Below are 23,882 nucleotides of genomic sequence, written 5' to 3' on the forward strand. Positions count from 1 at the left end.
CTACATGCCCCACCCGGCGCGCCTGAACCCGCACCTCGACCGGGCGCGCGAGCACAGCAAGGCGTGGGCGCGCGAGTTCGCCATGATCGACGTGCCGCAGCACGGCACCGTGATCTGGACCGAGCACGACCTCGACTCCCACGACTACGCGCTGCTCTGCGCCTACACCCACCCCGACGCCGGCGCCGAAGAGCTCGACCTGATCACCGACTGGTACGTCTGGGTCTTCTACTTCGACGACCACTTCCTCGAGCTCTACAAGCGCACCGGCGACATCGAGAGCGCGCGCGGCTACCTCGACCGCCTGGACCTGTTCATGCCCGCCGAAGGCGAGATCACCGCGACCCCGGAGAACCCGGTCGAGCGCGGCCTCGCCGACCTGTGGACCCGGACGGTCCCGCACCGCTCGGCCGGCTGGCGGCGCCGGTTCGCCGACAGCACGAAGGCGCTGCTCGACGAGTCGCTGTGGGAACTGGCCAACATCAACGAAGGCCGGCTCGCCAACCCCATCGAGTACGTCGAGATGCGGCGGAAGGTCGGCGGCGCACCGTGGTCGGCGAACCTGGTCGAGCACTCGGTGCACGCCGAGGTGCCCGGCGAAATCGCCGCGTCCCGGCCGATGGAAGTCCTGCGCGACTGCTTCGCCGACGCCGTGCACCTGCGCAACGACCTGTTCTCCTACCAGCGCGAGGTGCAGGACGAGGGCGAGCTGTCCAACGGCGTGCTCGTGTTCGAGAAGTTCCTCGGGCTGAGCACGCAGCAGGCGGCCGACGCCGTCAACGACCTGATCACCTCGCGCCTGCACCAGTTCGAGCACACGGCGCTCACCGAGGTACCCGCGCTGTTCGAAGATCCGCTGTTCGAGGGGCGCTGCGTCGACCCGGCCGCCCGCGCGGCCACCTTCGCCTACGTCAAGGGCCTGCAGGACTGGCAGTCCGGCGGCCACGAATGGCACCTGCGGTCCAGCCGGTACATGAACGAAGGGGCACGCGGCCTCGGCGGCTCCGCGTCGAGCATCTTCTCGTCGGTGCTCGCCACCGCCCCGCAACGGCTGCGGGCCCACAGCTCGACGCCGTTTTCCGCGGCCGGCCTGCCGCGTCCGTCGCTCGACCTGCCACTGCCGCTGCGGCTCAGCCCGCACCTGTCCGAGGCCCGCGACCGCAACGTCGACTGGGCGCGGCGCACGGGCCTGCTCGACGGCGTGGTGTGGGACGAGCGGCAGCTGCGGGCCGCCGACCTGCCGCGGTACGCCGCGGGCATCCACCCGGACGCGACGGCCGACGCCCTCGACGTCACCAGCGGCTGGCTGACCTGGCGCACCTACGCCGACGACCACTACCCGCTCGCGTTCGGTGCCACCCGCGACCTCGCGGGCGCGAAGGCGGCCAACTTCCGGCTGCCGGCGTTCATGCCGGCGGACGGCGCGCCGATGCCCACGCCGATGACACCGCTGGAAGCAGGCCTGGCCGACCTCTGGCCGCGCACCCCGGCGGAGCGCCGGCCCGCCGTGCGCCGGGCGGTCGAGGCGATGACGTCGAGCTGGCTCTGCGAGCTGGCGAACCAGGCCCAGAACCGCATCCCCGACCCGATCGACTACGTCGAGATGCGGCGCCGGACGTTCGGCGCGGACCTCACGATGCAGCTCGCGCGCGGCCACGCGCTGCCGACGGCGCTGCACCGCGCGCGCCCGGTGCAGACCCTCGAGCACGCGGCGGCGGACGTGGCGTGCCTGGCCAACGACCTGTACTCCTACCGCAAGGAGATCCAGTACGAGGGCGAGCTGCACAACGCGGTGCTGGTGGTGCGGAACTTCCTGGACTGCCCGGTGGAGCGCGCGGCCGAGGTGGTGACCGACCTGGTCCACGCCCGCCTGGCGGAGTTCGACCACGCGGCGGCGACCGAGCTGCCGGCCCTGTACCGCGACGACGCCACGGAGCGGACGCTGCTCGGGTTCGTCCGGGAGCTGCGCGACTGGCTGGCCGGGACCGTGCACTGGCACCAGACCTCGGCCCGCTACACGGAGCCGGAGCTGGGCTGCCGGCCGGCGGCGGTCCCGGTCTTCGGCGGCCCGACCGGCATCGGCACGTCGTCGTTGCGCATCTCGTCGCTGCTCCCCGCGGGTCGCTGAACGGCGTTACCCCGGCGGAGGCGATACTCGGGGTCGCACCCGGTATCGGAGGGAGTTCCGTGAAACTGACGGTCTACGGCGCGAGCTGGTGCCCGGACGTGAAGCGCAGCCGCGCGCTGCTCGACCGCGAAGGCGTCGAGTACGCCTACGTGGACGTCGAGGCGGACGCGGAGGCCGAGCGCCGCGTCCGCGAGCTGCAGGACGGCGCCCGCCGGATCCCGGCCATCGTCTGGGCGGACGGCTCGTTCCTGGTCGAGCCGTCCGACGAAGAGCTGAGCGCGCGGTTGTGAAGCTGCTGCGCGAACTGCCCCTGGGCACGCGCGTGGTGGTGCGCTACCGCATCGAGGGCGGCTTCACCGATGCGCTCGGCAACCTCGTCGCCCGCGACGAGACGACGTGCACGGTGGAGACGCGGCGCGGCCCGGTCGTGGTCGCGTTCGACGCCGTCGCGCTCGCCAAGCCCGTGCCCCCGCCGCCGGTCCGGAAGTCGCGGTTCGACGAGCTGGTCGCCAAGGCGGAGGCGGAATCCGTCGACGGCTGGGACTTCTCCTGGCTCGACGGCCGCGCCACCGAGGAGCGTCCTTCCTGGGGCTACCAACGGCTGCTGGGCGCCCGGCTCGGCGGCGTCGAGGCGGCCCTCGACCTGGAAACCGGCGGCGGCGAAGTCCTCGACGGGTGTCCGTCCCTGCCGCCGCTGATGATCGCGACGGAGTCCTGGCCGCCGAACGTCGCGAAGGCGTCGGCCCGCCTTCGCGCGCGCGGGGTGGTCGTCGTGGCCACCGACGGCATCCCGTTCGGGGACAACGTGTTCGACCTCGTCTCCAGCCGCCACCCGGTGACGACCGACTGGCCCGGCATCGCCCGCGTCCTGCGTCCCGGCGGGACGTACTTCTCCCAGCAGGTCGGCCCGGCGAGCGTGTTCGAGCTGGTCGAGTTCTTCCTCGGCCCGCAACCGGAGGAAGCGCGCGACAGCCGTCACCCCGACCGGGCGGTGCGGGAAGCCGAAGCGGCGGGCCTCGAGGTGGTCGACCTGCGCGCGGAGTCGCTGCGCACCGAGTTCTTCGACGTCGGCGCGGTGGTCTACTTCCTGCGCAAGGTGATCTGGATGGTGCCGGGCTTCACGGTCGGGCAGTTCCGGGAAAAGCTGCGCGAGCTGCACGAACGCCTCGAGCACGACGGCCCGTTCGTCGCTTACACGACGAGGTTCCTCATCGAGGCCCGGAAGCCTTGACGATCGCCGCTTCGACGCCGTCGAGCAGCAGCTCCAGGCCCGCCTCGAACGACAGCCGCGCCTCGCGCTCGAGGTAGGGCTCGTCGGAGCCGGACGCCTCGTACTCGCCCTCCTCCCCCAGCCGCGCCACCGTCGGGAACCGCTGCGTCAGATCGGGTGCCAGCTCGCCGAGCAGCGCCGACCGCGCGGACCACCAGTCCTCTTCGGACTGTCCCGTCTCGCGCGCCGCCTGCCGCGACTCCGCCGCCGCCTGGACCGAGCCGCGGACGACGTTGAACAGGGCCGCCACCACCCAGCGCACCCGGGACAGCGGCAGCCCGGTCGACGCCAGGACGGACAGCAGCGTCTCCTGCACGTGGAACTCCCCCGGCCCGAGCACCGGCCGCGCCGGCGAGACCTGCAGCAGCCACGGGTGCCGCAGGTGCAGGTCCCACAGGGCGGCGGCCAACGACAGCGCCGCCGAACGCCACCCGTCGGAAGCGGGGAAGGACGACGGCAGCTCGCCCAGCGTCCGGTCGTACATGAGGTCGACCAGCTCGGTCTTGCCCGGCACGTACGTGTACAGCGCCATCGCCGTGCGGCCGAGCCGCTCCCCGACCGAACGCATCGACAGCGCCGGCATGCCGTCGGCGTCGGCGATCTCGATCGCCGCGGCGACGATCGCCTCGACGGACAGGCCCGGCTTGGGTCCCGGGCCCGTGCGCGGCGCCACCACCCGCGGCCCCCACAGCAGCTCCATGGACCGGCGGGCGTCGCCCTGACCCGCGAAGACGACCACCTTGCCGACTCCTTACACCCTAAAGTAATGTACGCTGAAGAATCACTTTACAGCCTAAAGTATCAAGAAGGACGGTATGACTTCACCCAGGCGGGCCGCCGACACCCACGACGTGATCGAGGTCCGGGGGGCCCGGGAGAACAACCTGACCGGCATCGACCTGGACATCCCGAAGCGCCGGCTCACGGTGTTCACGGGCGTCTCCGGCTCCGGCAAGTCGTCCCTGGTCTTCGGCACCATCGCGGCCGAGTCCCAGCGGCTGATCAACGAGACCTACAGCGCGTTCCTCCAGTCGTTCATGCCGAGCCTCTCGCGCCCGGACGTCGACCTGCTGGAGAACCTCAGCGCGGCCATCGTCGTCGACCAGGAACGGATGGGCGCCAACTCGCGCTCGACGGTCGGCACCGCGACCGACGCCTACGCCATGCTGCGGATCGCCTTCTCGCGGCTCGGCGAGCCGTACGTCGGCACGTCCGGCGCGTTCAGCTTCAACCTGCCCGAGGGCATGTGCCCGGCCTGCGAGGGCCTCGGCCGGGTCTCCGACCTCGACGTCGACGCCCTGCTGGACTTCGACCTCTCGCTCAACGAAGGCGCGATCCAGGTGCCGGGCTTCACCCCGGACACCTGGTACGTGCAGACCTACCTCTCCTCCGGCTTCTACGACCCCGACGCCAAGATCCGCGACTTCACGCCGGAGCAGCTGGACGCCCTGCTGCACAAGGACTCCTGCAAGGTGAAGGTCGGCAAGACCAACGTCACCTACGAGGGCCTCGCCGTGAAGGTCCGGCGGCTCTACCTGCACAAGGACGTCGAATCGCTGCAGCCGAAGCTGCGGGCGTTCATCGAGAAGGCGGCGACCTTCAAGACCTGCGGCGAGTGCGGCGGCGCCCGGCTCAACCAGGCCGCGCTGTCGGCCAAGATCGAGGGCCGGAACATCGCCGACTGCGCCGCGATGCAGATCAGCGACCTCGCCGAGTTCGTCCGGCACCTCGACGCGCCGTCGATCCGGCCGCTGCTGGGCAACCTGCGCGACACCCTCGACTCGCTGGTCGAGATCGGCCTCGGCTACCTCTCCCTCGACCGCGAATCCGCGACGCTCTCGGGCGGCGAGGCGCAGCGCGTGAAGATGGTGCGCCACCTCGGATCCAGCCTCACCGACGTCACCTACGTCTTCGACGAGCCGACCGTCGGGCTGCACCCGCACGACATCGAGCGGATGAACAACCTCCTGTTGTGCCTGCGGGACAAGGGGAACACGATCCTGGTCGTCGAGCACAAGCCGGAGACGATCCGGATCGCCGACCACGTCGTCGACCTCGGCCCCGGCGCGGGCGCCGACGGCGGGCGGCTCTGCTACACCGGCAGCGTCGACGGCCTGCGCGCGTCCGGCACGCTCACCGGCCGCCACCTCGACCACCGGGTGACACTGCGGGACGAGGTCCGGAAACCCACCGGCCACGTCTCGATCACCGGGGCCAGCCTGCACAACCTGCGTGACGTCAGCGTCGACGTCCCGCTCGGCGTGCTGACCGTGGTCACCGGGGTGGCCGGGTCCGGGAAGTCGTCGCTGATCCACGGCTCGCTGGGCAGGCGCGACGACGTCGTCGTGGTCGACCAGTCGGCGATCCGCGGGTCCCGCCGCTCCAACCCGGCGACCTACACCGGCCTGCTCGACCCGATCCGCGCCGCGTTCGCCAAGGCCAACGGCGTCAAGGCGAGCCTGTTCAGCGCCAACTCCGAGGGCGCCTGCCCGAAGTGCAAGGGCCTCGGCGTGATCTACACGGACCTGGCGATGATGGCCGGGGTCGCTTCGGTCTGCGAAGAGTGCGAAGGCAGGCGGTTCACGCCCAAGGTGCTCACGTTCGAGCTGCGCGGCAAGAACATCAGCGAGGTGCTGGCGATGTCCGTCGCCGAGGCGCGCGAGTTCTTCACCGGCGGCAACGCGCGGACGGTGCTCGACCGGCTCGCCGACGTCGGCCTCGGCTACCTCACCCTCGGGCAGCCGCTGACCACGCTTTCCGGCGGCGAGCGGCAGCGGCTCAAGCTGGCGATCCGGATGGCCGAGCGCGGGTCGACGTACATCCTCGACGAGCCGACGACCGGGCTGCACCTCGCCGACGTCGACCAGCTCCTGGCCCTGCTCGACCGGATCGTCGACGCCGGCAACACGGTGATCGTCATCGAGCACCACCAGGCCGTGATGGCCCACGCCGACTGGCTGATCGACCTCGGACCGGGGGCCGGCCACGACGGCGGCCGGGTCGTCTTCGAGGGCACGCCGGCCGAGCTCGTCGCGGACGCCTCGACGCTGACCGCCCGTCACCTGCGCGAATACCTGGAGAAGCCGTGAAGCCGACCGGTCTGCTCGAGGTGACGGCGGTGCGGCGGGTGACGCCGCGGGTGGTGCGGGTGACCTTCACCGGCGCCGGGCTCGATTCCCTCGAGCCGTGGCCCGACCAGCAGCTCAAGCTGCTCTTCCCGCCACCGGGACGGCCGGTGCGGCTGCCGTCGGCCGACGACGACGTCATGCGCTGGTACCAGGCGTACCTGGCGATCCCGGCCGAGGAGCGCCCGGTGATGCGCAGCTACACCGTGCGCTCGCACGATCGCGAGACGATCGACGTCGACTTCGTCCTGCACTCCGGCGCGGCGGGGCCGGCCACCGCGTGGGCGGCCCGGGCGGCGGTGGGTGACGTCCTCGGCCGGTACGGCCCGGACCCCGCCTACCGGCGGCCACTGTCCACAGCGGACACGCTGCTGTGCGCGGGCGACGAGACGGCGATCCCGGCCATCGCGTCCCTGTTGTCCGAAGTGGACAATGCGGTGGCGTTCGTCGAGGTCGCGGACGCGGCGGAGGAGCAGCCGCTGCCCGGCGAGGTGCACTGGCTGCACCGGAACGGCGCCGAACACGGCAGCCTGCTCCTGGCGGCGGTGCGCGAGGCGGCTTGGCCTTCCGGTTCGGTGACGGCGTGGCTGGCGGGTGAAGCGGGCGTGGTGCGTTCGCTGCGACGGCACCTCGTCGGCGAGCGCGGCCTGGCCAAGAACGCCGTCGAGTTCACCGGTTACTGGCGCCGCAGCCTGACCCAGGACGACGCCCCGACCCCGGAAGACCTGGCCGACGCGGCGGAGAAGCTGGAAGACTCGGCCGGGTGGAAGGGGAACTGACGGCATCGGGCATCGACCCGGCGGCGGTGGTGACGGCCGAGGAGATCGGCGGCGGAACGTACAACCGGGCGATCCGCCTGGTGCTGGCGGCCGGACGGCGGCTGGTGCTCAAGATCGCGCCGTCCGGCCCCGGCCTGACGTACGAGCACGACCTGCTGGCGACGGAGGCGGAGTACTACCGCCTGGCGTCCGGGCCGCTGCCGTCGGTGATGGGCGCGGGGCCGGAGTTCCTGCTGATGACGGAGGTGCCGGGCGAGCCGTGGAACCGCACGCCCGGCGCCGGCCCGCACCTGCGCCGCGAACTGGGCGCGATCGTGGCCCGCCTGCACGAAACGACCGGCCCCGGCTTCGGCTACCTCCAGGATCCGCTGCACCCGACGTGGCCCTCGGCGTTTCGGGCGATGGTGGACGCGGTCCTGGCGGACGCCGTCCGTTACGGCGTCCGCCTGCCGCGCCCGGCGGCGGAGATCGCGCACCTGGTGCGGCGGCGCGAGCCGCTGCTGGAGCCGGTGACGACGCCGGTGCTGGTCCACTTCGACCTGTGGCAGGGCAACATCCTCCTCGACGGCGACAGCGTCTCGGGCATCATCGACGCCGAGCGCGCGTTCTGGGGCGACCCGGTGGCGGAGTTCGTGTCCCTGACGCTGTTCCACGACCTGGATGCACCCTTGCTGGAGGGCTACGGCGCGGGCCACTTCGACGCCCCGGCCCGGCGACGGCTGACGTTGTACCGGGTGTACCTGGGCTTGATCATGCTGGTGGAAATGGTGCCGCGGCAGGACACGAACGCGGACCGCGAGCGGTTCGTTGCGGCGTGGCTGGCTTCGAACCTGGACTCGGCCCAGCGGGCGCTGTGACCGCAAGCCGCTCACGTGAACACCAGCGAAACCAGCTCGTCCACGAACGGCTCCACCAGCTCCGCCCCGGTCCGGTTCAGGGCACTGTGGAACAACGCGACCCGTCCGTGCGCCCCGACGAACACCACCGCCGCCGCGCGGCCGGGGGTCACGCGCAGCTCGTGGCCCGCCTCGACGCAGCGTTCGAAGCCCGCTGTCAGCCGGTCGATCACGTCCAGGAGCGGGCCCGTCGGGCGGGCGCCGGACTCCAGCCCGGACGCGCCGTTCGCCAGCATCAACCGGTAATGGCCCGGGTTGTCCATCGCGAACGCGCAGTACGCGTGAATCTGCGCCCGTACCCGGCCGACGACGTCGGTTTCGCCGATTGACTCCTCCGCCGCGCGCATCGAATCCCGCAGCCGGGCGTATTCGTGGTCGAGCAATCCGCGGACCAATTCCGCACGATCGGAGAAATGCTGGTAGATGCTCGCCGGGGCGATGCCGACGGCGCGGGCGACGCCGCGGATCGTCAGCCCGTCCTCGCCCCCGAGCTCGGCGAGCAACCGGCCGGCCGCGGCCAGGATCTCACCGCGCAACCGTTCGCCTTCGCCCCAGCGGTTTCTCGTCCGACCCATTCCCGCTTCGACGCGTTCCGCCACCCGCCTATTCATACGCCCGCGGCGGACGGCGCCGTATTCCGGGGTGCGGAAAACGCCTTCAGGAAACCAGCGAGGGGTACAGCGCGGGAAGATCGGCGGCGAGCCCGGCCCGCACGTTCCTGCTGAGGTCGTCGGCGAGCACCTCGAACCGGCCCTCCGCGACCCCGTCCAGCGCCAGTCCCGCCACGACCGCCGGGTCGCTCTTCGGGCCGTCGACGCCCTTGGCCATGTCGGTGTCCATGTACCCGACGTGCAGCGCCGTCACCTGCGTCTTCTGCCGCGCCAGCTCCAGGCGCAGCGCGTTGGTCAGCGACCAGGCCGCGGACTTCGCCGCGGAGTAGGCCGCGACCTGCGGTGCGGTGAACCAGGACAGCACCGACAGCACGTTGAGCACCGCGCCACCGCCGTTGCGCTCGAGGACCGGCGCGAACTCGCGCGTCACGGCGAGCGTGCCGAAGTAGTGCGTGTCCATCTCCAGCCGGATGTCCTCGAGGGACCCGCCGAGCAGCGACGCCCCGGTCGACGAGCCGGCGTTGTTCACCAGCAGCGTGACGTCGCCCGCGGCGGCCACGGCTTCGCGGATCGACGCCGGATCCGTGACGTCGAGGCGCAGCGGAACCACGCCCGGCAGGTCGATGGACTCGGGATTCCGCGCGGCCGCGTACACCTTGGCCGCGCCGCGCTCCAGCAGTGCCGCGGCGAACCGGCGGCCGAGTCCCCGGTTCGCTCCGGTGACCAGTGCCACCGCACCCGTGATGTCCATGACGAGCTCCTCTCGCACCTGGCTTGCTCGTTGCAAGCTAGCCGAAACCGACTCTACGACGTAAACTTGCTCCGAGCAAGTCAGGTCGAAGGGATCACACGATGAGCCGTCGCATCACCTGGGCGGACGCCGCCTGCCCGATCGCCCGCGCCGCCGACGTCCTCGGCGAGCCGTGGACGCTGCTGATCCTGCGCAACGCGACCGCGGGCACCACCCGGTTCGAGGACTTCCGCAGCCAGCTCGGCATCGCCGACAACGTGCTGACCACCCGGCTGGCCAAGCTCGTCGACCGCGGCCTGCTGACGAAGCTCCCCTACCGCGACGGCGGCCGCACCCGGCACGAGTACCGCCTCACCCAGGCCGGCTCGGACGCACTGCCGGTGCTGCACGCCCTCGGCACCTGGGGACACACCCACACGACCTCGGACGCCGGGCCGACGACACTGGTCCACACGCGCTGCGGGCAGCCCACCCGGCCGGGCGCGAACTGCGACAGCTGCGGGAAACCCCTGGCCAGGGGCGATCTGGCGTGGCGCGGATCGTGGCTCGGCGAGGACGAGATCCCGCTGGCGAATCCGGTCGACTGAGCCGAACGGCCCCAAGCCGGTACGAAAGTCGGGTCACAAACGCCGGGCGATTCCGTAAGTTCGACACCCAGCGCGCGCATATCCGGCAAATTCCCCACGGCAAGGAGTCGTCCCGATGTCCCGCAAGTACCTGCTGCCCGGCGCCGCCGCTCTGGCGATGATCGTGACCCCGCTGACCGCCGCCCCGGCCCTCGCGGCGCCGGAAGCCGCCACGATCGTCTACTACGACACCTCGGCCGCCCCCAGCTTCCGCGCGGTGATCAACGCGGGCGCGGCCAACTGGAACGCGGCGGTGTCGAACGTCAAGCTCCAGGAAAGCTCTTCGGGCGCGTCGCTGCACTATACCGAGGGCAACGACCCGCGCGGCTCGTACGCCCAGACCGACGGCCACGGCAGCGGCACGATCTTCATCGACTACACGCAGGCACAGCAGTACGACAAGACCCGCATCGCGGCCCACGAAACCGGGCACGCGCTGGGCCTGCCGGACCACTACGAAGGCCCGTGCTCGGAGCTGATGTCGGGCGGCGGCCCCGGCCCGTCGTGCACCAACGCGAACCCGAACGCGACCGAGGCGTCCCGGGTGGAATCCCTGTGGGCCAACGGCTTCACCGGCGCCCGCAAGGCCGCGACCCGCGTCTACGAAATGACCATGCCGGTGCGGTAACGGGCAGCACGCACGTCGGCTAGGTTCTGGGCATGCTCACCACGCTGGCCGTCGCGAACTACCGCTCGCTGCGTGACCTGGTGCTGCCGCTGTCCGGCCTGACCGTCGTCACCGGACCCAACGGCAGCGGCAAGTCGAGCCTGTACCGGGCGCTGCGCCTGCTGGCGGACGCGTCCCGCAACGGTGCCGTGGCGGCGCTGGCCAGGGAAGGCGGCCTGCCGTCGACGCTGTGGGCCGGTCCGGAGAACGGCGTGCGCCGCGGCACCACGCGGGTCCAGGGCAAGGTGCACACGAAAGCCGTCGGCCTGCGGCTCGGCTTCGCGGGCGACGACTTCGGCTACGCACTCGACCTGGGCCTGCCGGTGCCGGGCGCGACGCTGTTCAACCTCGACCCCGAGTTCAAGCGGGAGGCGGTGTGGTCGGGGCCGGTCCTGCGGACGGCCGCGCTGCTCGCGGACCGGGCCGGCCCCTCGGTGCGCACCCGCGTTTCGTCCGGGGCATGGGGCGAGGAGCGGTTCAAGATCCGGTTGACGGACAGCATGCTGAGCGAGTTCGCCGACCCGCGGGCCTGCCCGGAACTGCTGGTGCTGCGGGAGCGCATCCGCTCGTGGCGCTTCTACGACCACTTCCGCACCGACGCGGACGCCCCGGCCCGCCAGTCCCGCCTCGGCACCCGCACCCCGGTGCTGTCCCACGACGGCGCCGACCTCGCGGCGGCCCTGCAGACGATCATCGAGGTGGGCCGGGCCGCGGAGCTCGCGGAGGTGGTCGACGCGGCCTTCCCCGGCTCGACGGTGGAGGTGCGGCGCTCCGAGGACGGCCTGCTGGCGGTCGAGTTCCGCCAGCACGGGCTGCTGCGCCCGCTGTCGGCGGCGGAACTGTCGGACGGCACCCTGCGGTTCCTGCTGTGGGTGGCGGCCCTGCTCACCCCGCGCCCGCCGGAAATGCTGGTGCTGAACGAGCCGGAGACGAGCCTCCACCCGGACTTGTTGCCGGCACTGGCCACGTTGATCGCGACCGCGGCCAAGGAGACCCAGCTGGTGGTGGTGTCCCACGCCCAGCCCCTGATCCGCGCCCTCGCCGCGATCACCGACGTGGGCACGGTGGAGCTGGAGAAGGAGTACGGCGAGACGAAGGTGGCCGGCCAGGGCCGCCTGGACCGCCCCGCCTGGCACTGGCCCGGCCGCTGACCAAGCGCCCCAATGTGGCGTTGGTTGCGCTCAACGCACCGAACGCCACATTGGGCGCGTTCAACGCACCGAACGCCACATTGGGGCGTTCGGAACCTCAGCGGCCGGCGGTGCTCTCGCGGATCTCCAGTGCGAACGGGGTCTGGATGTCCTGCGGCGGTGACGTCTTGTCCCCGGTGATCCGCCGGTGCACGAGGTCCACCGCCGCCTCGGCCAGTGCCGTCTTGTCCGGTGCGATCGTCGTCAGCGACGGCAGCGAGAATGCGCTCTCTTCGTTGTTGTCGAACCCCACGATCGCCACGTCCTCCGGCACCCGCAGGCCCCGCTCGGCCACCGCGCGCAGGGCGCCGATCGCCAGCAGGTCGTTGAAGCAGAACACCGCGTCCGGCGGCGACGGCAGCGCCAGCAACGACTGCATCGCCGTCGCGCCGACCGCCCGGTGCCACATCTGGGCCGGTGCCACCAAAGCGTCCGAATAGGACAATCCGGCCTCGGCCAGTGCCGCCCGGTACCCGGCCAGGCGCTGCGACGACGTCCCGCGCGCCGGGTTGCGCCCGATGGCCGCGATGCGCGTGCGGCCCAGGGAGGCCAGGTGGGCCACCGCCGTGCGCGCCGCCAGGACGTTGTCGATCGCCACGTGGTCGATCGGCACGTCCACCGCGTGCTCGCCAAGCAGCACCAGGGGGATCCCGCCCGGGTCGGCCGGGAAGTCCGCCGCCTCCAGGGCTTCCGGGTGCACCAGAGCCCCGTCGACCAGGTGCGGCCCCAGCGAAGAAAGCGTTTCCCGCTCGCGCGAGCGGGTGCCCTGCGTCTGCTCGATCAGGACGCTCCAGCCCCGCTGCTGCGCCGCCGTGATCACCAGGCCGGCCAGCTCGCCGAAGTACGGGATCGACAGCTCCGGCACCATCAGCGCCAGGAACCCGGTGCGGCCGCGCCGGAGGTTGCGCGCCCCGATGTTCGGCCGGTACCCCGTCGCCGCCAAGGCTTCTTCGACACGCCGCCGGTTCTCCGGCTTGACGAAGGCGTAGCCGTTCACGACGTTCGACACCGTCTTCACCGACACTCCGGCAAGCGTGGCGACGTCCTTGAGCGTCACGGTCACGGGCGGTCCCTTCAGAGAGTGAGCACGAAGTGTAGCCAACGATGACCGGTTTACAACGTTGTTCCAACGATGTAAAAAGTACTCCAAGGCTCTCGGAGTGACCCCGATCACCCCGGAGCGGGCCACCGATGACGCTGCCCGAGGAGTCGCCGTGCTCTTGCCGTCCCGTCCCCGCCTTCTCCTGGTCACCGCGGCCGCCGCCGCGCTGACCCTCACCTCCTGCACCAGCCGGGAGGAAACCCCGGCCGCCCCCGTCAGCGGCGGCGGCCCGGCCGCCAGCGCCCAGTCCGCCGCACCGTCCGCCGGCGGCTGCACGCTCGACCGGACCGGCTACCCGAAGGTCGACCTCAAGACCGCGGTGGTGGGGTTCTCCCAGTCCGAAAAGGAGGCCAACCCCTTCCGGACCACCGAGACGCAGTCCATCCGTGACGAAGCCGCCAAGCTGGGGATCGGCAAGCTGCTGGTCACCAACGCCCAGAGCGACCTGAACCGGCAGATCAGCGACATCAAGTCGCTGCTCGACCGCGGCGCCCAGCTGCTCGTCGTCGCGCCGCTCAACTCCGACGGCCTCCAGCCCGCGCTCGACGCGGCGAAGGCCAAGAAGGTCCCGGTCGTCACCATCGACCGCAAGGTGACGTCGCAGCCGTGCACGGACTACCTGACGTTCATCGGCTCCGACTTCGTCGAGCAGGGCAAGCGCGCCGCCCAGGCGATGGTGAAGTCGACCGGCGGCACCGGCAAGGTGGCGATCCTGCTCGGCTCGTCCGGCAACAACGTCACCACCGACCGCACCAAGGGCTTCAAGGACGAGCTCGCGAAGACGCCGGGGCTGTCCGTGGTCGCCGAGCAGACCGGCGAGTTCGACCGGTCCAAGGGCCAGGCCGTGATGGAACAGCTCATCCAGAGCCACCCGGACATCACCGCCGTCTACGCCGAGAACGACGAAATGGGCGTCGGCGCGGTCAACGCGCTCAAGACGGCGGGCAAGGCACCGGGCAAGGACGTCAAGATCGTCTCCATCGACGGCACCCGCAACGCCGTGCAGCTCATCGTCGACGGCAGCTACAACGCCGTCATCGAGTCGAACCCGCGCTTCGGCCCGCTGGCCTTCCAGACGCTGCAGAAGTTCGAGAACGGCGAGCCGATCCCGCCGAGCGTCGTGATCAGCGACGACCAGTACGACGAGACGAACGCCGCCCAGAAGGTCGGGAACTCCTACCGATGACGGCCACCACCGAAGTGCGCACCGCGCCGGTGCTCGAGGTGACCGGGGTGACCAAGCGGTTCACCGGCACCCTCGCCCTCGACGACGTCAGCTTCGCGCTGGCGCCGGGCGAGGTGCACGCGCTGGTCGGCGAGAACGGCGCCGGCAAGTCCACGCTGATCAAGGTGCTCACCGGCGTCCACCGGCCCGACGCGGGGCAGGTGCGCCACCTCGGCGAGCCGGTGGCGTTCAAGCGGCCGATCGACGCCCAGCGCGCCGGCATCTCGACCATCTACCAGGAGGTCAACCTCGTCCCGCTGATGAGCATCGCCGGCAACGTCTTCCTCGGCCGCGAACCCCGGACGAAAACCGGGCTCGTCGACTGGCGGAAGCTGAACGCCGATGCCCGCGAACTGCTCAAGGGCTACGGCATCACCGACGACGTCCGGCGCCCGCTGCACACCCTCGGTGTCGGCGCGCAGCAGATGGTCGCGCTCGCCCGCGCGGTCTCGACCGACGCCAAGGTCGTCATCATGGACGAGCCGACGTCGTCGCTCGAGCCGCGCGAGGTCGAGACGCTGTTCGAGGTGCTGCACCGGCTGCACGACCACGGCATCGCGATCGTCTACGTCAGCCACCGGATGGACGAGCTGTACCGGGTGTGCGACCGCGTCACCGTGCTGCGCGACGGCCGGGTCGTCCACAGTGGACCGCTGAAGCCGTTGCCGCGCATCGAGCTCGTGTCGCTGATGCTCGGCCGCGAGATCCGGCAGATCCGCGAAGAGGGCGTCACGGCGTTCGGCGAGGAACACGACGTCGAGCACGAGCCGCTGCTCAAGGCGGAAAACCTCAGCGGCCTGCGGAAGCTGCACGGCGTCTCGGTGAGCATCCGGCCCGGCGAGGTCGTCGGGCTGGCCGGCCTGCTCGGCTCCGGCCGCAGCGAGACCGCGCGGGCCCTCGTCGGCGCGTTCCCCCTCGACGGCGGCAGCGTGCTGCTGGCCGGGAAACCGCTGCGCACCGGCCGGATCAAGAACGCCGTGCGGGCCGGGATCGCGCTGCTGGCCGAGGACCGCAAGACCGACGGCATCATCCCGAACCTGTCGGTCCGGGAGAACATCGTGCTCGCCGCGCTGCCGGCGCTCTCGCCGTTCGGCCTGGTCAGCAGGGCCAGGCAGGACCGGATCGTCAAGATCTTCACCGACCGCCTGCGGATCAAGGCCGCGAGTCCCGAGCAGAAGGTGTCGGAGCTCTCGGGCGGCAACCAGCAGAAGGTGCTGCTCGCCCGCTGGCTCGCCACCGGCCCGAAGGTCCTGCTGCTCGACGAGCCCACCCGCGGCATCGACGTCGGCGCCAAGGCCGAGGTCCAAGCCCTGATCGACGAGCTCGCGCGGGAAGGCCTCGGCGTGCTGCTCATCTCGTCCGAACTGGAGGAACTGATCGACGGCGCCGACCGCGTGGTCGTCCTGCGCGACGGTGCGGTGGCCGGCGAGCTGACCGGCGACCGCATCACCGAGGAGAACGTGCTCACGGCGATAGCAGCGGAGGGTGACAACGATGTCGACCGCCACCCTTGAGCGCGCGAAGGTCACCGCGTGGCTGCAGAACTACGGCGTCTACCTGGCCGTCGTCGTGCTGCTGCTGTTCAACGTGGCCTTCACCGAGAACTTCCTGTCCGCGGCCAACTTCCGCACCCAGCTGGTGCAGGCGGCGCCGGTCTGCATCGTCGCGCTCGGCATGGCGCTGGTGATCGGTACCGAGGGGATCGACCTGTCGGTCGGCTCGGTGATGGCGATCGCCGCCGCGCTCATCCCGCTCTACCTGGGCGCCGGCCCCTTGACGGCGATCCTCGTGGCCGTCGTCGCCGGGGTGGTTTCGGGCCTGTTCAGCGGCTACCTGGTCGCCCACCTGGGCATCCAGCCGATCATCGCGACCCTGGCGCTGCTGGTCGGCGGCCGCGGGCTCGCCCTGGTCATCGCGCACGGCCAGCTGGTCCAGCTGCACAACCGCGACTTCCTCGCCCTCGGCACCGGCGACGTCCTCGGCGTGCCGGTCACGGTGATCGTCGCGGGCGTGCTCGCGGTGCTGGCCGGGCTGGTCGTCCAGCGCACGACGTTCGGCCGCCACCTGGTCGCCATCGGCGGCAACCGGGCGGCGAGCACGCTGGCCGGGCTGCCGGTGAAACGCGTGCTCGTCAGCGTCTACGTCATCTCCGGGGCGCTGGCCGCGGTGGCCGGCGTGCTGGCGACGTCGAGGCTGGGCGCGAGCGACCCGAGCGACGTCGGCCTGCTCATGGAGCTGTCCGCGATCACCGCGGTCGTCGTCGGCGGCACCCCGCTGACCGGCGGCCGGGTCCGCGTCCTCGGCACCGTGTTCGGCGCGCTGCTCATGCAGCTCGTCCAGGCCACCCTGATCAAGCACAACCTGCCGGACTCGACCGCGCAGATGGTCCAGGCGGCCATCATCGTCGCCGCGGTCTACGTCGCCCGTGAGCGGAGCAGCCGATGACCCGGACCGCGGAACGCAACGCCGCCTTCGCGGGAGTCCTGCAACGCCAGGGTGCGGCGGTCGTCCTCGTGCTCGGCATGGCCGCCGCGTGGTTCGCCTTCCCCCGCTTCGGGTCCGCGGACAACCTGCGCGACCTGGCGCTGCAGAGCTCGTTCCTCGCGGTGATCGCGCTCGGCATGACGTTCGTGATCATCTCCGGTGGCATCGACCTCTCGGTCGGCTCGAACTACGCGCTCGGCGGCGTCCTCGCCGCGTACGGCGCCCAGTACGGCCTGGTCGTGGCGATCCTGTTGCCGCTGGCGGTGTGTTCGCTGATCGGGTTCGTCAACGGCGTGCTCATCGCGCGCACCGGGATGGCGCCGTTCATCGTCACGCTGGCGTCCCTGCTGTTCGCGAGAGGACTCTTGCTGGCGCTGACGTCCGAAGGCGCGACGACGTACAAAGTGGACCCGGGCTCGGCGTTCCTCTGGCTGGGCCAGGGCACGATCTTCGGCATCGGCGTGCCGGTGTACCTGACGCTGGTCCTGTTCGCGCTCGGCGGGCTGCTCCTGCGCCGCACCCGGTTCGGCCAGTCCGTGTTCGCCATCGGCGGCGCCGAGCAGTCGGCCGTGCTGATGGGCCTTCCGGTGGCCCGCACCAAGATCGGCCTCTACACGCTCAGCGGCGCGCTCGCCGGCGTCGCGGGCATCCTCACCGCCGCGTACCTGCAGTCCGGCGTCACGGTGATCGGCGTCGGCACCGAACTCGACGCGATCTCCGTCGTCGTCATCGGCGGCACGCTGCTCACCGGCGGCGCCGGCACGGTCATCGGCACGCTCGTCGGCGTGCTGCTGCGCACGCTCATCCAGAACGTCATCAACCAGATCGGCACCCTCGACTCGAACTACCAGACGGTGGTGAGCGGGGCCTTCCTGCTCGTCGTCGTGGTGATCCAGCGCCTGCTGGCGCGCTCCCGAACCCGCTGAACCCTGCTCCCCAACCAGGAGGTTCACCGATGTTCCGCCCCGCCCGACTGGCCGCCGCGCTGGCCATGGCCCTGACCGGACTCGCGGTGCCCGCCGCGCACGCCGAGTCCCCACCGCAGTGGCAACGGCTCGCCCCGCCGCTGTCCACGCCGTGGACGAACGACGTCTCCCCCGCCAACGCCCTCCCCGACTACCCGAGACCGCAGCTGACCCGCGCGAAGTGGCAGAACCTCAACGGTGTCTGGGAGTTCTCCTCGGCGAAGCCCGGGGAAGCCGCCCCGATCGGCAAGACGCTCGGCGAGCGCATCCTCGTGCCGTACCCGGTCGAGTCCGCGCTGTCCGGGATCATGCGCCACGAGACGAACATGTGGTACCGCCGCACGTTCCAGCTGCCGCGCGACTGGCGCGGCCAGCGGATCCTGCTGCACTTCCAGGCCGTCGACTACGACACGACGGTGCTCGTCAACGGCAAGACCGTCTCCCGCCACACCGGCGGCTACGACGCGTGGTCCGTCGACGTCACCGACGCCCTGACCACCGCGCGCGACCAGGAGTTGATCGTCGGCGTCGCCGACCCGAACGACACCGGCGGACAGCCGCTCGGCAAGCAGCGCAAACCCGGGGACGGCATCTTCTACACGCCGTCGTCGGGCATCTGGCAGACCGTGTGGCTGGAGCCGGTGGCGCCCGCGCGCATCGACCGCCTTGACCTCACGCCGGACCTCGGTTCGGTGACGGTGAACGCGGTCGTCGGCGGGCCGGCGCGGCAGCGCGTCGAAGCCGTCGCCTACGACCGCGGCCGCGTGGTCGGCCGCGTGACGGGTGACGCGAACAAGCCGTTGAAGCTCAAGGTGGACCGGCCGCACCTGTGGTCACCGGACGACCCGTTCCTCTACGACCTGCGGGTGAAGCTCGTCCCGTCGGGTGACGAGGTCGGCTCGTACTTCGGCCTGCGCACGGTCGGCCTCGGCAAGACCGCCGACGGCAAGCAGCGGATGCTGCTCAACGGCAAGTTCGTCATGCAGGTCGGCCCGCTCGACCAGGGCTTCTGGCCGGACGGCATCTACACCGCGCCGACCGACGCGGCGCTGAAGTTCGACCTGGAGCAGGAGAAGGCGCTCGGCTTCAACATGGTGCGCAAGCACATCAAGGTCGAGCCGGACCGCTGGTACTACCACGCCGACAAGCTCGGGTTGCTGGTGTGGCAGGACATGCCGTCGATGAAGGACGACATCGAGCCGCCCGCCGCCGCGCGCGTCACGTTCGAGTCCGAGATGAAGCGGATGATCGACCAGCACCGCAGCTTCCCCTCGATCGTGAGCTGGGTGCCGTTCAACGAAGGCTGGGGCGACTACGAGGTCGGCCGCATCGCCGACCTGGTCAAGTCCTGGGACCCGACGCGGCTGGTGAACGCCGAATCCGGCGTCAACTGCTGCCGGTCGGAACCGGACAGCGGCCGCGGTGACATCTACGACGACCACAGCTACACCGGTCCGGGCACGCCCATGCAGACCGGCACCCGCGCGGCGGTCGACGGCGAGTACGGCGGCCTCGGCCTCAAGGTGGCCGGCCACGAGTTCGACCCGGCGGGCAGCTTCGCCTACGAGATGGAGCCCGACAGCGCGACGCTGACCCGGCGCTACGGCGAGCTGCAGCAGCGCCTGCTGCTGGTCGCGCAGCGGTGCGGCGTGTCCGCGGGGGTCTACACGCAGACCACCGACGTCGAGAAGGAGGTCAACGGCTTCTTCACCTACGACCGGCAGGTGAAGAAGATGGACTTCGCGGCGGTCCGCACGGCGAACCTCGCGGTGATCAAGGGTGCCACCGGCGCTCCGGTCGCCGGCCCTTCGGTGCCCGCCGGCACGCCCGGGATCGACGGCATCGCCGCGTACCCGTTCGACGAGAACGCGGGCACGGTGGCCGCGGACGTCGTCGGCGACCACGACGCGACGCTCGTCGGCGGCGCGTCCTGGACGGCCGGGAAGAACGGTTCGGCGTTGGCGGTGAACGGATCGGGCCAGTTCGCCGACACGGGCGCGGCCCTGCTGAACACCGAAGGCAGCTACAGCGCGGCGGCGTGGGTTCGCTTCAACGCCGTGGGCGACGGCTTCCAGACCGTCGTCAGCCAGGACGGCCCGAGCAACAGCGCGTTCTTCCTGCAGTACTCGGGTGCGGACCACCGGCTGGCGATGAGCTTCGTGGGCACGCGGGCCCTGGCATCCACGGCTCCGGAACCGAACCGCTGGTACCACGTCGTAGGCGTCCGCGACGCGGCATCGGGCACGCTCAAGCTGTACGTCGACGGTCAGCTGGCGGCCACGAAGAGCGTCTGCCTCGGCGAGGCATCGACGGGCCACACGGTGATCGGCCGCGGCAAGTACGGCGGCAACCCGGTCGACTTCCTCAACGGAGCCGTCGACCAGGTCCACGTCTACGACCGGGCATTGTCCGACGCCGACGTGAGCGCGTTGTACTCGAGCGGCAAGTAGGGCGCCCGTGACGGCCACCCGCCGTGGTGGCCGTCACGGTTGACCTGGAGCACGCTCCAGCCCCTAGCGTCGATCGGGCAACGACGTACTGGGGAAAGGAACCCGCCATGACCGACGCGCGCTTCGAACTCGGCCTGAAGACCTTGACCGCCATCGACGGCGAGAGCGGGCAGCGCGTGCTCGACAACCTCGCCGACGTCTCCCCCGCGCTGGCGGAAGCCGTCGTGTCGTGGGGCTTCGGCGAGGTCTACGCGCGGCCGGGCCTGGCGCCGCGTGACCGCCAGCTGGTGACGCTCGGCATGCTCACCGCCCTCGGCGGCTGCGAGCCGCAGCTGGAGGTGCACGTCAACGCGTCCCTCAACGTCGGGCTGACACCCGCGGAGATCGTCGAGGCGCTCCTGCACTCGGCCGTCTACTGTGGATTCCCGAAGGCGCTGAACGCGACCTTCACGGCCAAGAAGGTCTTCGCCGAGAGGGGGCTGCTGCCGGTGACGAGCGCATGAGGGTCGTCCTGTTCGGCGCGACCGGCATGGTCGGCCAGGGCGTACTGCGGGAATGCCTGCGCGACGAACGGGTCGAGGAGGTGCTGGCGATCGGCCGGTCCCCGGCCGGCACCAGCCACCCGAAGCTGCGCGAAGCCGTCGAGGAGGACCTGTTCGCCCTCGAGCCGATCACCGGGTACGACGCCTGCTTCTTCTGCCTCGGGGTGTCGTCGGTGGGCGTGGCGCCGGAGGAGTACGAGCGGATCACGTACCAGCTCACCCTTTCGGTGGCCCGCAAGCTCCCGGACGGCACCACGTTCGGGTACGTCTCGGGCGCGGGCGCCGACAGCACCGAGCGCGGCCGCGTGCGCTGGGCCCGCGTCAAAGGGGCGACCGAGAACGCGCTGGCACGGCTGCCGCTGCGGACGTTCGCCTTCCGCCCCGGCTACATCCAGCCGCTGCACGGCAGCACGTCGAAGACCCGGCTGTACCGGGTGCTCTACCGCGTCGCGATGCCGCTGTACCCGGTGCTGAAGCGGCTGTTCCCGCGCGCGGTGACGACCACCGAGGACATCGGGCTCGCGATGCTGGCGGTGGCTTCGGCGGGGTACGCGCGGCCGATCCTGGACAACGCGGACATCACCGCCCTCGCGCGACGAGCCCGGCCAGCAGGTTCGTGAGCCCTTCGGCCAGCCCGAACACCGGCGCGTCCCCCTGCTCGACGGCCGCCACGGCCGCCGTCGGGTGGGCCGCGGGCCACGAGCCCGACAGCAGGACCACGACCCCGCGGGCGAAGTGCCGGGCCGCGTCCGACGGCAGCTCCGGCACCCGGACCCGCACCAGCTCGCCCAGCCGTTCGGTGTTCGCCGCGGCCCGGCGCCGGAAGCTGCGGGCGAAGTCCACCGGGATGTTGCGCTCCAGCACCGGCGCCATCGAGCTCAGCAGCTCGCACAGCACCCGACGGCCGGTGAGCGTCGCCGCGATCGTCGAGGCGACCCGCTCCTCGCGCGCGAAGCCGGGCTCCGGCGGGCCCGGCTCGCCCAGCGCCTCCTCCAGCTCGTCCAGCCACGCCGTCCACGCGCTGTCGAGGACCTCCAGGAAGATCGCCTCGCGGCTGTCGAAGTACCGGATGACGTTGGACTTCGCCAGCCCGACGTGACAGGCCAGCTCCCGCAGGCTGATGTCGGCGACCGGACGCTCGGCGAGCAGCTCCCCCGCCGCGGCGAGGATCGCCCGCCGGCGCGCCTCGATCTGTTCGGGACGGCGGGCGCGCTGGAATCCGGCGCTCATGGCGCCGAGGCTACCGGTCGGTCGAGGCCTTGGTCCCGGTGTCGCGGCGCGTCTTGACCCGCTGATAGCTCCAGATCAGCAGCGCGAACAGGATCACCGACGACAGGATCAGGCTCGACCCGGTGCTCCAGCCGCTGAACGGCAGCGACTTGACCGTGCCCCAGACGATCCCGGCCGCCAGCAGCGCCAGCCCGGCCAGCACCGACCCGGCGATCCGCAGCGGCGACGACACGCTGTCCTCGGCCGCCTTCATCGCGCGGTCGCGCACCGGGTCGACGTACCGCTCGAGCGCCGGGAACTCCGACGCCAGCACCAGGAGCCCGGCGAGCACGAGCAGCAGCCCGGGGCCGGGCAGGACGAGCAGCAGCACCCCGACCAGCAGCAGGACGGCCCCCGCCACGGTGATCAGGATCCGCTTCGTCTGTTTGCCGATGCCCACTCGGTGTCTCCCGTCGTCCTGTCCGATTGTTCCTGGTCGCGGCCTCGCGTGCCACTCACGAGGGCCCGTGCCCTGGCCGCGGCCACGGTCAGGCCCGCCAGCGCGACCACGCCGAGCGCGACCACGAGGCCCGGCCAGACGTGCAGCACCTGGCTGTAGGTACCCCGCCGTCCGGCGAATACCCACCCGAGCAGCTGCGGCAGGAAGACCAGCGGAACGAGCGGCAGCAGCGGCGGCACGACCCGCCACCACGCGCGCTTCCGGGCCCGGCGCACACCGAGCACGGCGAGCCCCACCGCGACCAGGGCCAGCGCGCCGAGCACCCGGTCCGCGACCACCCCGGCGGGTAGTGCGGGTTCCGGCGCGCCGCCTTCCAGCAGGCTCGCGAGGTCCTGTGCCAGCAGCTCGGCCTCGTTGTCCAGGGCCATCCCGGTGTTGGCGAGCACGGCGACGCCGTAGCCGCCGGGCAGCAGCAGCTGCGCCGCGGTGTGGGAGAACCACTCGCCGGTGTGCCCCACGCGGCCGTCCCGGACGCGCCAGCCCAGCGCGTAGTCGCGGCCGGCCGCGGGGGTGTGCGCGCCGCGGACCGACTCGGGGGTCAGCACCCCACCGCCGTCCTGCTGCGCTCGCAGCCACTTCGCCAGGTCTTCGGCGGTGCTGAGCACGCCGTGGCTGCCACCGGTGAACCAGTCCGGTTCGGACACGGGCACCTCGATCCCGAAGGCCCGCACGTACCCCTCGGTCCCGGACGGCGGCGCGTCGGCGGAGGCGCTGTGGGTCATGCCGAGCGGCCGGAAGACGTGCCCGTCGAGGTAGTCCGCGAACGGCCGCCCGCCAACGACTTCGACGATCCGCGCGGCGACCTCGTAGTTCGGGTTGTGGTAGTGGAACCGCGCACCCGGCTCGTCGGCGAGTGGCGCGTCCCGCAGCCGGGCGACGGCCTCGGCAAGGGTGTGCGGCTGCGGCAGCGTCAGATCGGGGAAGGCTTCGTCGGCCATGCCGGAGGTCTGTTCCAGCAGCATCCGGACGGTGATCCGGGCACCGCGCGGATCGGCGAGCCGGAAGTCCGGCAGGTACCGCGTCACGGGATCGTCCAGGTCAATTCGGCCGTCCTCGACGAGCCGAAGGACGGCAAAGGCGGTCATGGACTTGCTCACCGACGCGATCGGCAGCCGAGTAGACGCGGTCATGGGGTTGCCGTCGGCATCGTGGCCATAGCCCGCGACGCGGACGACGTCGTCGCCGTGCGTGACCGCGATGGCGGCGCCCGGCAGGCCGGTGTGGTCGAGGTAGGCGCGGACGTAGCCGTCGATGTCAAGCGGAGCGGCCGCGCGCGCCGGGGTCGCGGTGGCGAGCAGCAGGGCTGCGAGCAGGAGGAAGAGCCTGGTCATGCCGCTGAAGG

Annotated in this window: 23 protein-coding genes and 1 pseudogene; 17 read left to right on the forward strand and 7 right to left on the reverse strand. The window is 71.5% G+C overall.

Translation table 11 applies throughout. From position 1 onward, the window contains the following. Positions 1–4: 4 nt before the first annotated feature. The 4 genes and pseudogenes from BLW76_RS02035 to BLW76_RS02045 all read left to right on the forward strand — a co-directional run bounded on the left by BLW76_RS02035 (position 5) and on the right by BLW76_RS02045 (position 3,359). Positions 5–2,128 carry a terpene synthase family protein gene (locus BLW76_RS02035; RefSeq protein WP_244170056.1) on the forward strand — a complete coding sequence of 708 codons (2,124 nt, stop codon included), beginning with the start codon at positions 5–7 and terminating at the stop codon, positions 2,126–2,128. Positions 2,129–2,187: 59 nt separating this feature from the next. After that, positions 2,188–2,418, forward strand: coding sequence for a glutaredoxin domain-containing protein (locus BLW76_RS02040; protein WP_091304153.1), 231 nt, complete (start codon positions 2,188–2,190; stop codon positions 2,416–2,418). Continuing rightward, positions 2,415–2,618, forward strand: a pseudogene (locus BLW76_RS49420) (putative acetyltransferase); the annotation flags it as partial. The gene BLW76_RS02040 and the pseudogene BLW76_RS49420, both read left to right, overlap by 4 nt. Next, on the forward strand, positions 2,592–3,359 hold the full coding sequence (locus tag BLW76_RS02045) for a methyltransferase domain-containing protein (RefSeq protein WP_208613207.1): 768 nt from the start codon (positions 2,592–2,594) through the stop codon (positions 3,357–3,359). The pseudogene BLW76_RS49420 and the gene BLW76_RS02045, both read left to right, overlap by 27 nt. Here BLW76_RS02045 and BLW76_RS02050 read toward each other — a convergent pair. Continuing rightward, positions 3,337–4,137, reverse strand: a complete 801-nt coding sequence (locus BLW76_RS02050; protein ID WP_091304155.1) for a TetR/AcrR family transcriptional regulator C-terminal domain-containing protein — start codon at positions 4,135–4,137, stop codon at positions 3,337–3,339. The two genes, BLW76_RS02045 and BLW76_RS02050, sit on opposite strands and share 23 nt — an antisense overlap. 76 nt (positions 4,138–4,213) lie before the next feature. Here BLW76_RS02050 and BLW76_RS02055 point away from each other — a divergent pair, with 76 nt between their 5' ends. Genes BLW76_RS02055 through BLW76_RS02065 form a run of 3 tightly spaced genes read left to right on the forward strand, consistent with a single transcriptional unit; the run spans position 4,214 to position 8,159 of the window. Next, positions 4,214–6,487, forward strand: a complete 2,274-nt coding sequence (locus tag BLW76_RS02055) for an ATP-binding cassette domain-containing protein (protein WP_091304156.1) — start codon at positions 4,214–4,216, stop codon at positions 6,485–6,487. Next, positions 6,484–7,302: a siderophore-interacting protein gene (locus tag BLW76_RS02060; RefSeq protein WP_091304157.1), complete on the forward strand. Its 819-nt coding sequence runs from the start codon at positions 6,484–6,486 to the stop codon at positions 7,300–7,302. Before BLW76_RS02055 ends, BLW76_RS02060 begins: the two co-directional genes overlap by 4 nt. Continuing rightward, on the forward strand, positions 7,287–8,159 hold the full coding sequence (locus BLW76_RS02065; RefSeq protein ID WP_091304158.1) for a phosphotransferase family protein: 873 nt from the start codon (positions 7,287–7,289) through the stop codon (positions 8,157–8,159). The genes BLW76_RS02060 and BLW76_RS02065 overlap by 16 nt, the downstream gene beginning before the upstream one ends. Before the next feature lie 11 nt (positions 8,160–8,170). Here BLW76_RS02065 and BLW76_RS02070 read toward each other — a convergent pair whose 3' ends face one another. Next, positions 8,171–8,734, reverse strand: a complete 564-nt coding sequence (locus BLW76_RS02070) for a TetR/AcrR family transcriptional regulator (protein ID WP_091304718.1) — start codon at positions 8,732–8,734, stop codon at positions 8,171–8,173. Between the two features lie 121 nt (positions 8,735–8,855). Next, on the reverse strand, positions 8,856–9,560 hold the full coding sequence (locus BLW76_RS02075; protein ID WP_091304159.1) for an SDR family oxidoreductase: 705 nt from the start codon (positions 9,558–9,560) through the stop codon (positions 8,856–8,858). A gap of 101 nt (positions 9,561–9,661) precedes the next feature. Here BLW76_RS02075 and BLW76_RS02080 point away from each other — a divergent pair, with 101 nt between their 5' ends. The 3 genes from BLW76_RS02080 to BLW76_RS02090 all read left to right on the forward strand — a co-directional run bounded on the left by BLW76_RS02080 (position 9,662) and on the right by BLW76_RS02090 (position 12,004). Then, positions 9,662–10,147, forward strand: a complete 486-nt coding sequence (locus BLW76_RS02080; RefSeq protein ID WP_091304160.1) for a winged helix-turn-helix transcriptional regulator — start codon at positions 9,662–9,664, stop codon at positions 10,145–10,147. A 115-nt stretch (positions 10,148–10,262) separates the two neighbouring features. Next, positions 10,263–10,814 (forward strand): snapalysin family zinc-dependent metalloprotease, encoded by a 552-nt coding sequence (locus BLW76_RS02085; RefSeq protein ID WP_091304161.1) that lies wholly within the window; start codon positions 10,263–10,265, stop codon positions 10,812–10,814. Positions 10,815–10,846: 32 nt separating this feature from the next. Continuing rightward, entirely contained in the window at positions 10,847–12,004 is a 1,158-nt protein-coding gene (locus tag BLW76_RS02090) for an AAA family ATPase (RefSeq protein ID WP_091304162.1), read from the forward strand. 97 nt (positions 12,005–12,101) lie between these two features. Here BLW76_RS02090 and BLW76_RS02095 read toward each other — a convergent pair whose 3' ends face one another. After that, positions 12,102–13,106, reverse strand: a complete 1,005-nt coding sequence (locus BLW76_RS02095; RefSeq protein WP_091304163.1) for a LacI family DNA-binding transcriptional regulator — start codon at positions 13,104–13,106, stop codon at positions 12,102–12,104. 151 nt (positions 13,107–13,257) lie between these two features. Here BLW76_RS02095 and BLW76_RS02100 point away from each other — a divergent pair, with 151 nt between their 5' ends. The 7 genes from BLW76_RS02100 to BLW76_RS02130 all read left to right on the forward strand — a co-directional run bounded on the left by BLW76_RS02100 (position 13,258) and on the right by BLW76_RS02130 (position 21,431). Further along, entirely contained in the window at positions 13,258–14,331 is a 1,074-nt protein-coding gene (locus BLW76_RS02100; protein WP_091304164.1) for an ABC transporter substrate-binding protein, read from the forward strand. Next, positions 14,328–15,884: a sugar ABC transporter ATP-binding protein gene (locus BLW76_RS02105; RefSeq protein ID WP_091304165.1), complete on the forward strand. Its 1,557-nt coding sequence runs from the start codon at positions 14,328–14,330 to the stop codon at positions 15,882–15,884. Before BLW76_RS02100 ends, BLW76_RS02105 begins: the two co-directional genes overlap by 4 nt. Further along, entirely contained in the window at positions 15,865–16,815 is a 951-nt protein-coding gene (locus BLW76_RS02110) for an ABC transporter permease (RefSeq protein WP_091304166.1), read from the forward strand. Before BLW76_RS02105 ends, BLW76_RS02110 begins: the two co-directional genes overlap by 20 nt. Beyond that, positions 16,812–17,780: an ABC transporter permease gene (locus tag BLW76_RS02115; protein WP_091304167.1), complete on the forward strand. Its 969-nt coding sequence runs from the start codon at positions 16,812–16,814 to the stop codon at positions 17,778–17,780. The genes BLW76_RS02110 and BLW76_RS02115 overlap by 4 nt, the downstream gene beginning before the upstream one ends. A 29-nt stretch (positions 17,781–17,809) precedes the next feature. Continuing rightward, entirely contained in the window at positions 17,810–20,269 is a 2,460-nt protein-coding gene (locus BLW76_RS02120) for a LamG-like jellyroll fold domain-containing protein (protein ID WP_091304168.1), read from the forward strand. Positions 20,270–20,376: 107 nt separating this feature from the next. Next, positions 20,377–20,772: a carboxymuconolactone decarboxylase family protein gene (locus BLW76_RS02125; RefSeq protein ID WP_091304169.1), complete on the forward strand. Its 396-nt coding sequence runs from the start codon at positions 20,377–20,379 to the stop codon at positions 20,770–20,772. Next, positions 20,769–21,431: a Rossmann-fold NAD(P)-binding domain-containing protein gene (locus BLW76_RS02130; RefSeq protein ID WP_091304170.1), complete on the forward strand. Its 663-nt coding sequence runs from the start codon at positions 20,769–20,771 to the stop codon at positions 21,429–21,431. Before BLW76_RS02125 ends, BLW76_RS02130 begins: the two co-directional genes overlap by 4 nt. Here BLW76_RS02130 and BLW76_RS02135 read toward each other — a convergent pair. Genes BLW76_RS02135 through BLW76_RS02145 form a run of 3 tightly spaced genes read right to left on the reverse strand, consistent with a single transcriptional unit; the run spans position 21,391 to position 23,871 of the window. Next, entirely contained in the window at positions 21,391–22,041 is a 651-nt protein-coding gene (locus BLW76_RS02135) for a TetR/AcrR family transcriptional regulator (RefSeq protein WP_091304171.1), read from the reverse strand. The genes BLW76_RS02130 and BLW76_RS02135 overlap by 41 nt on opposite strands. A gap of 10 nt (positions 22,042–22,051) precedes the next feature. Next, positions 22,052–22,480: a PGPGW domain-containing protein gene (locus BLW76_RS02140; RefSeq protein WP_091304172.1), complete on the reverse strand. Its 429-nt coding sequence runs from the start codon at positions 22,478–22,480 to the stop codon at positions 22,052–22,054. After that, positions 22,447–23,871, reverse strand: coding sequence for a serine hydrolase domain-containing protein (locus BLW76_RS02145; protein WP_244170018.1), 1,425 nt, complete (start codon positions 23,869–23,871; stop codon positions 22,447–22,449). Before BLW76_RS02145 ends, BLW76_RS02140 begins: the two co-directional genes overlap by 34 nt. Between the last annotated feature and the right edge of the window lie 11 nt (positions 23,872–23,882).

The organism is Amycolatopsis tolypomycina, from assembly GCF_900105945.1.
Lineage (GTDB): Bacteria > Actinomycetota > Actinomycetes > Mycobacteriales > Pseudonocardiaceae > Amycolatopsis > Amycolatopsis tolypomycina.

Excerpts from the sequence above, each read along its gene's own strand:
- BLW76_RS02035 (WP_244170056.1), top strand. The coding sequence starts at position 5 with ATGCCCCACCCGGCGCGCCTGAACCCGCACCTCGACCGGGCGCGCGAG.
- BLW76_RS02055 (WP_091304156.1), top strand. The coding sequence starts at position 4,214 with ATGACTTCACCCAGGCGGGCCGCCGACACCCACGACGTGATCGAGGTC.
- BLW76_RS02075 (WP_091304159.1), bottom strand. The coding sequence starts at position 9,560 with ATGGACATCACGGGTGCGGTGGCACTGGTCACCGGAGCGAACCGGGGA.
- BLW76_RS02080 (WP_091304160.1), top strand. The coding sequence starts at position 9,662 with ATGAGCCGTCGCATCACCTGGGCGGACGCCGCCTGCCCGATCGCCCGC.
- BLW76_RS02085 (WP_091304161.1), top strand. The coding sequence starts at position 10,263 with ATGTCCCGCAAGTACCTGCTGCCCGGCGCCGCCGCTCTGGCGATGATC.
- BLW76_RS02090 (WP_091304162.1), top strand. The coding sequence starts at position 10,847 with ATGCTCACCACGCTGGCCGTCGCGAACTACCGCTCGCTGCGTGACCTG.
- BLW76_RS02105 (WP_091304165.1), top strand. The coding sequence starts at position 14,328 with ATGACGGCCACCACCGAAGTGCGCACCGCGCCGGTGCTCGAGGTGACC.
- BLW76_RS02110 (WP_091304166.1), top strand. The coding sequence starts at position 15,865 with ATGTCGACCGCCACCCTTGAGCGCGCGAAGGTCACCGCGTGGCTGCAG.
- BLW76_RS02115 (WP_091304167.1), top strand. The coding sequence starts at position 16,812 with ATGACCCGGACCGCGGAACGCAACGCCGCCTTCGCGGGAGTCCTGCAA.
- BLW76_RS02120 (WP_091304168.1), top strand. The coding sequence starts at position 17,810 with ATGTTCCGCCCCGCCCGACTGGCCGCCGCGCTGGCCATGGCCCTGACC.
- BLW76_RS02125 (WP_091304169.1), top strand. The coding sequence starts at position 20,377 with ATGACCGACGCGCGCTTCGAACTCGGCCTGAAGACCTTGACCGCCATC.
- BLW76_RS02130 (WP_091304170.1), top strand. The coding sequence starts at position 20,769 with ATGAGGGTCGTCCTGTTCGGCGCGACCGGCATGGTCGGCCAGGGCGTA.
- BLW76_RS02135 (WP_091304171.1), bottom strand. The coding sequence starts at position 22,041 with ATGAGCGCCGGATTCCAGCGCGCCCGCCGTCCCGAACAGATCGAGGCG.
- BLW76_RS02145 (WP_244170018.1), bottom strand. The coding sequence starts at position 23,871 with ATGACCAGGCTCTTCCTCCTGCTCGCAGCCCTGCTGCTCGCCACCGCG.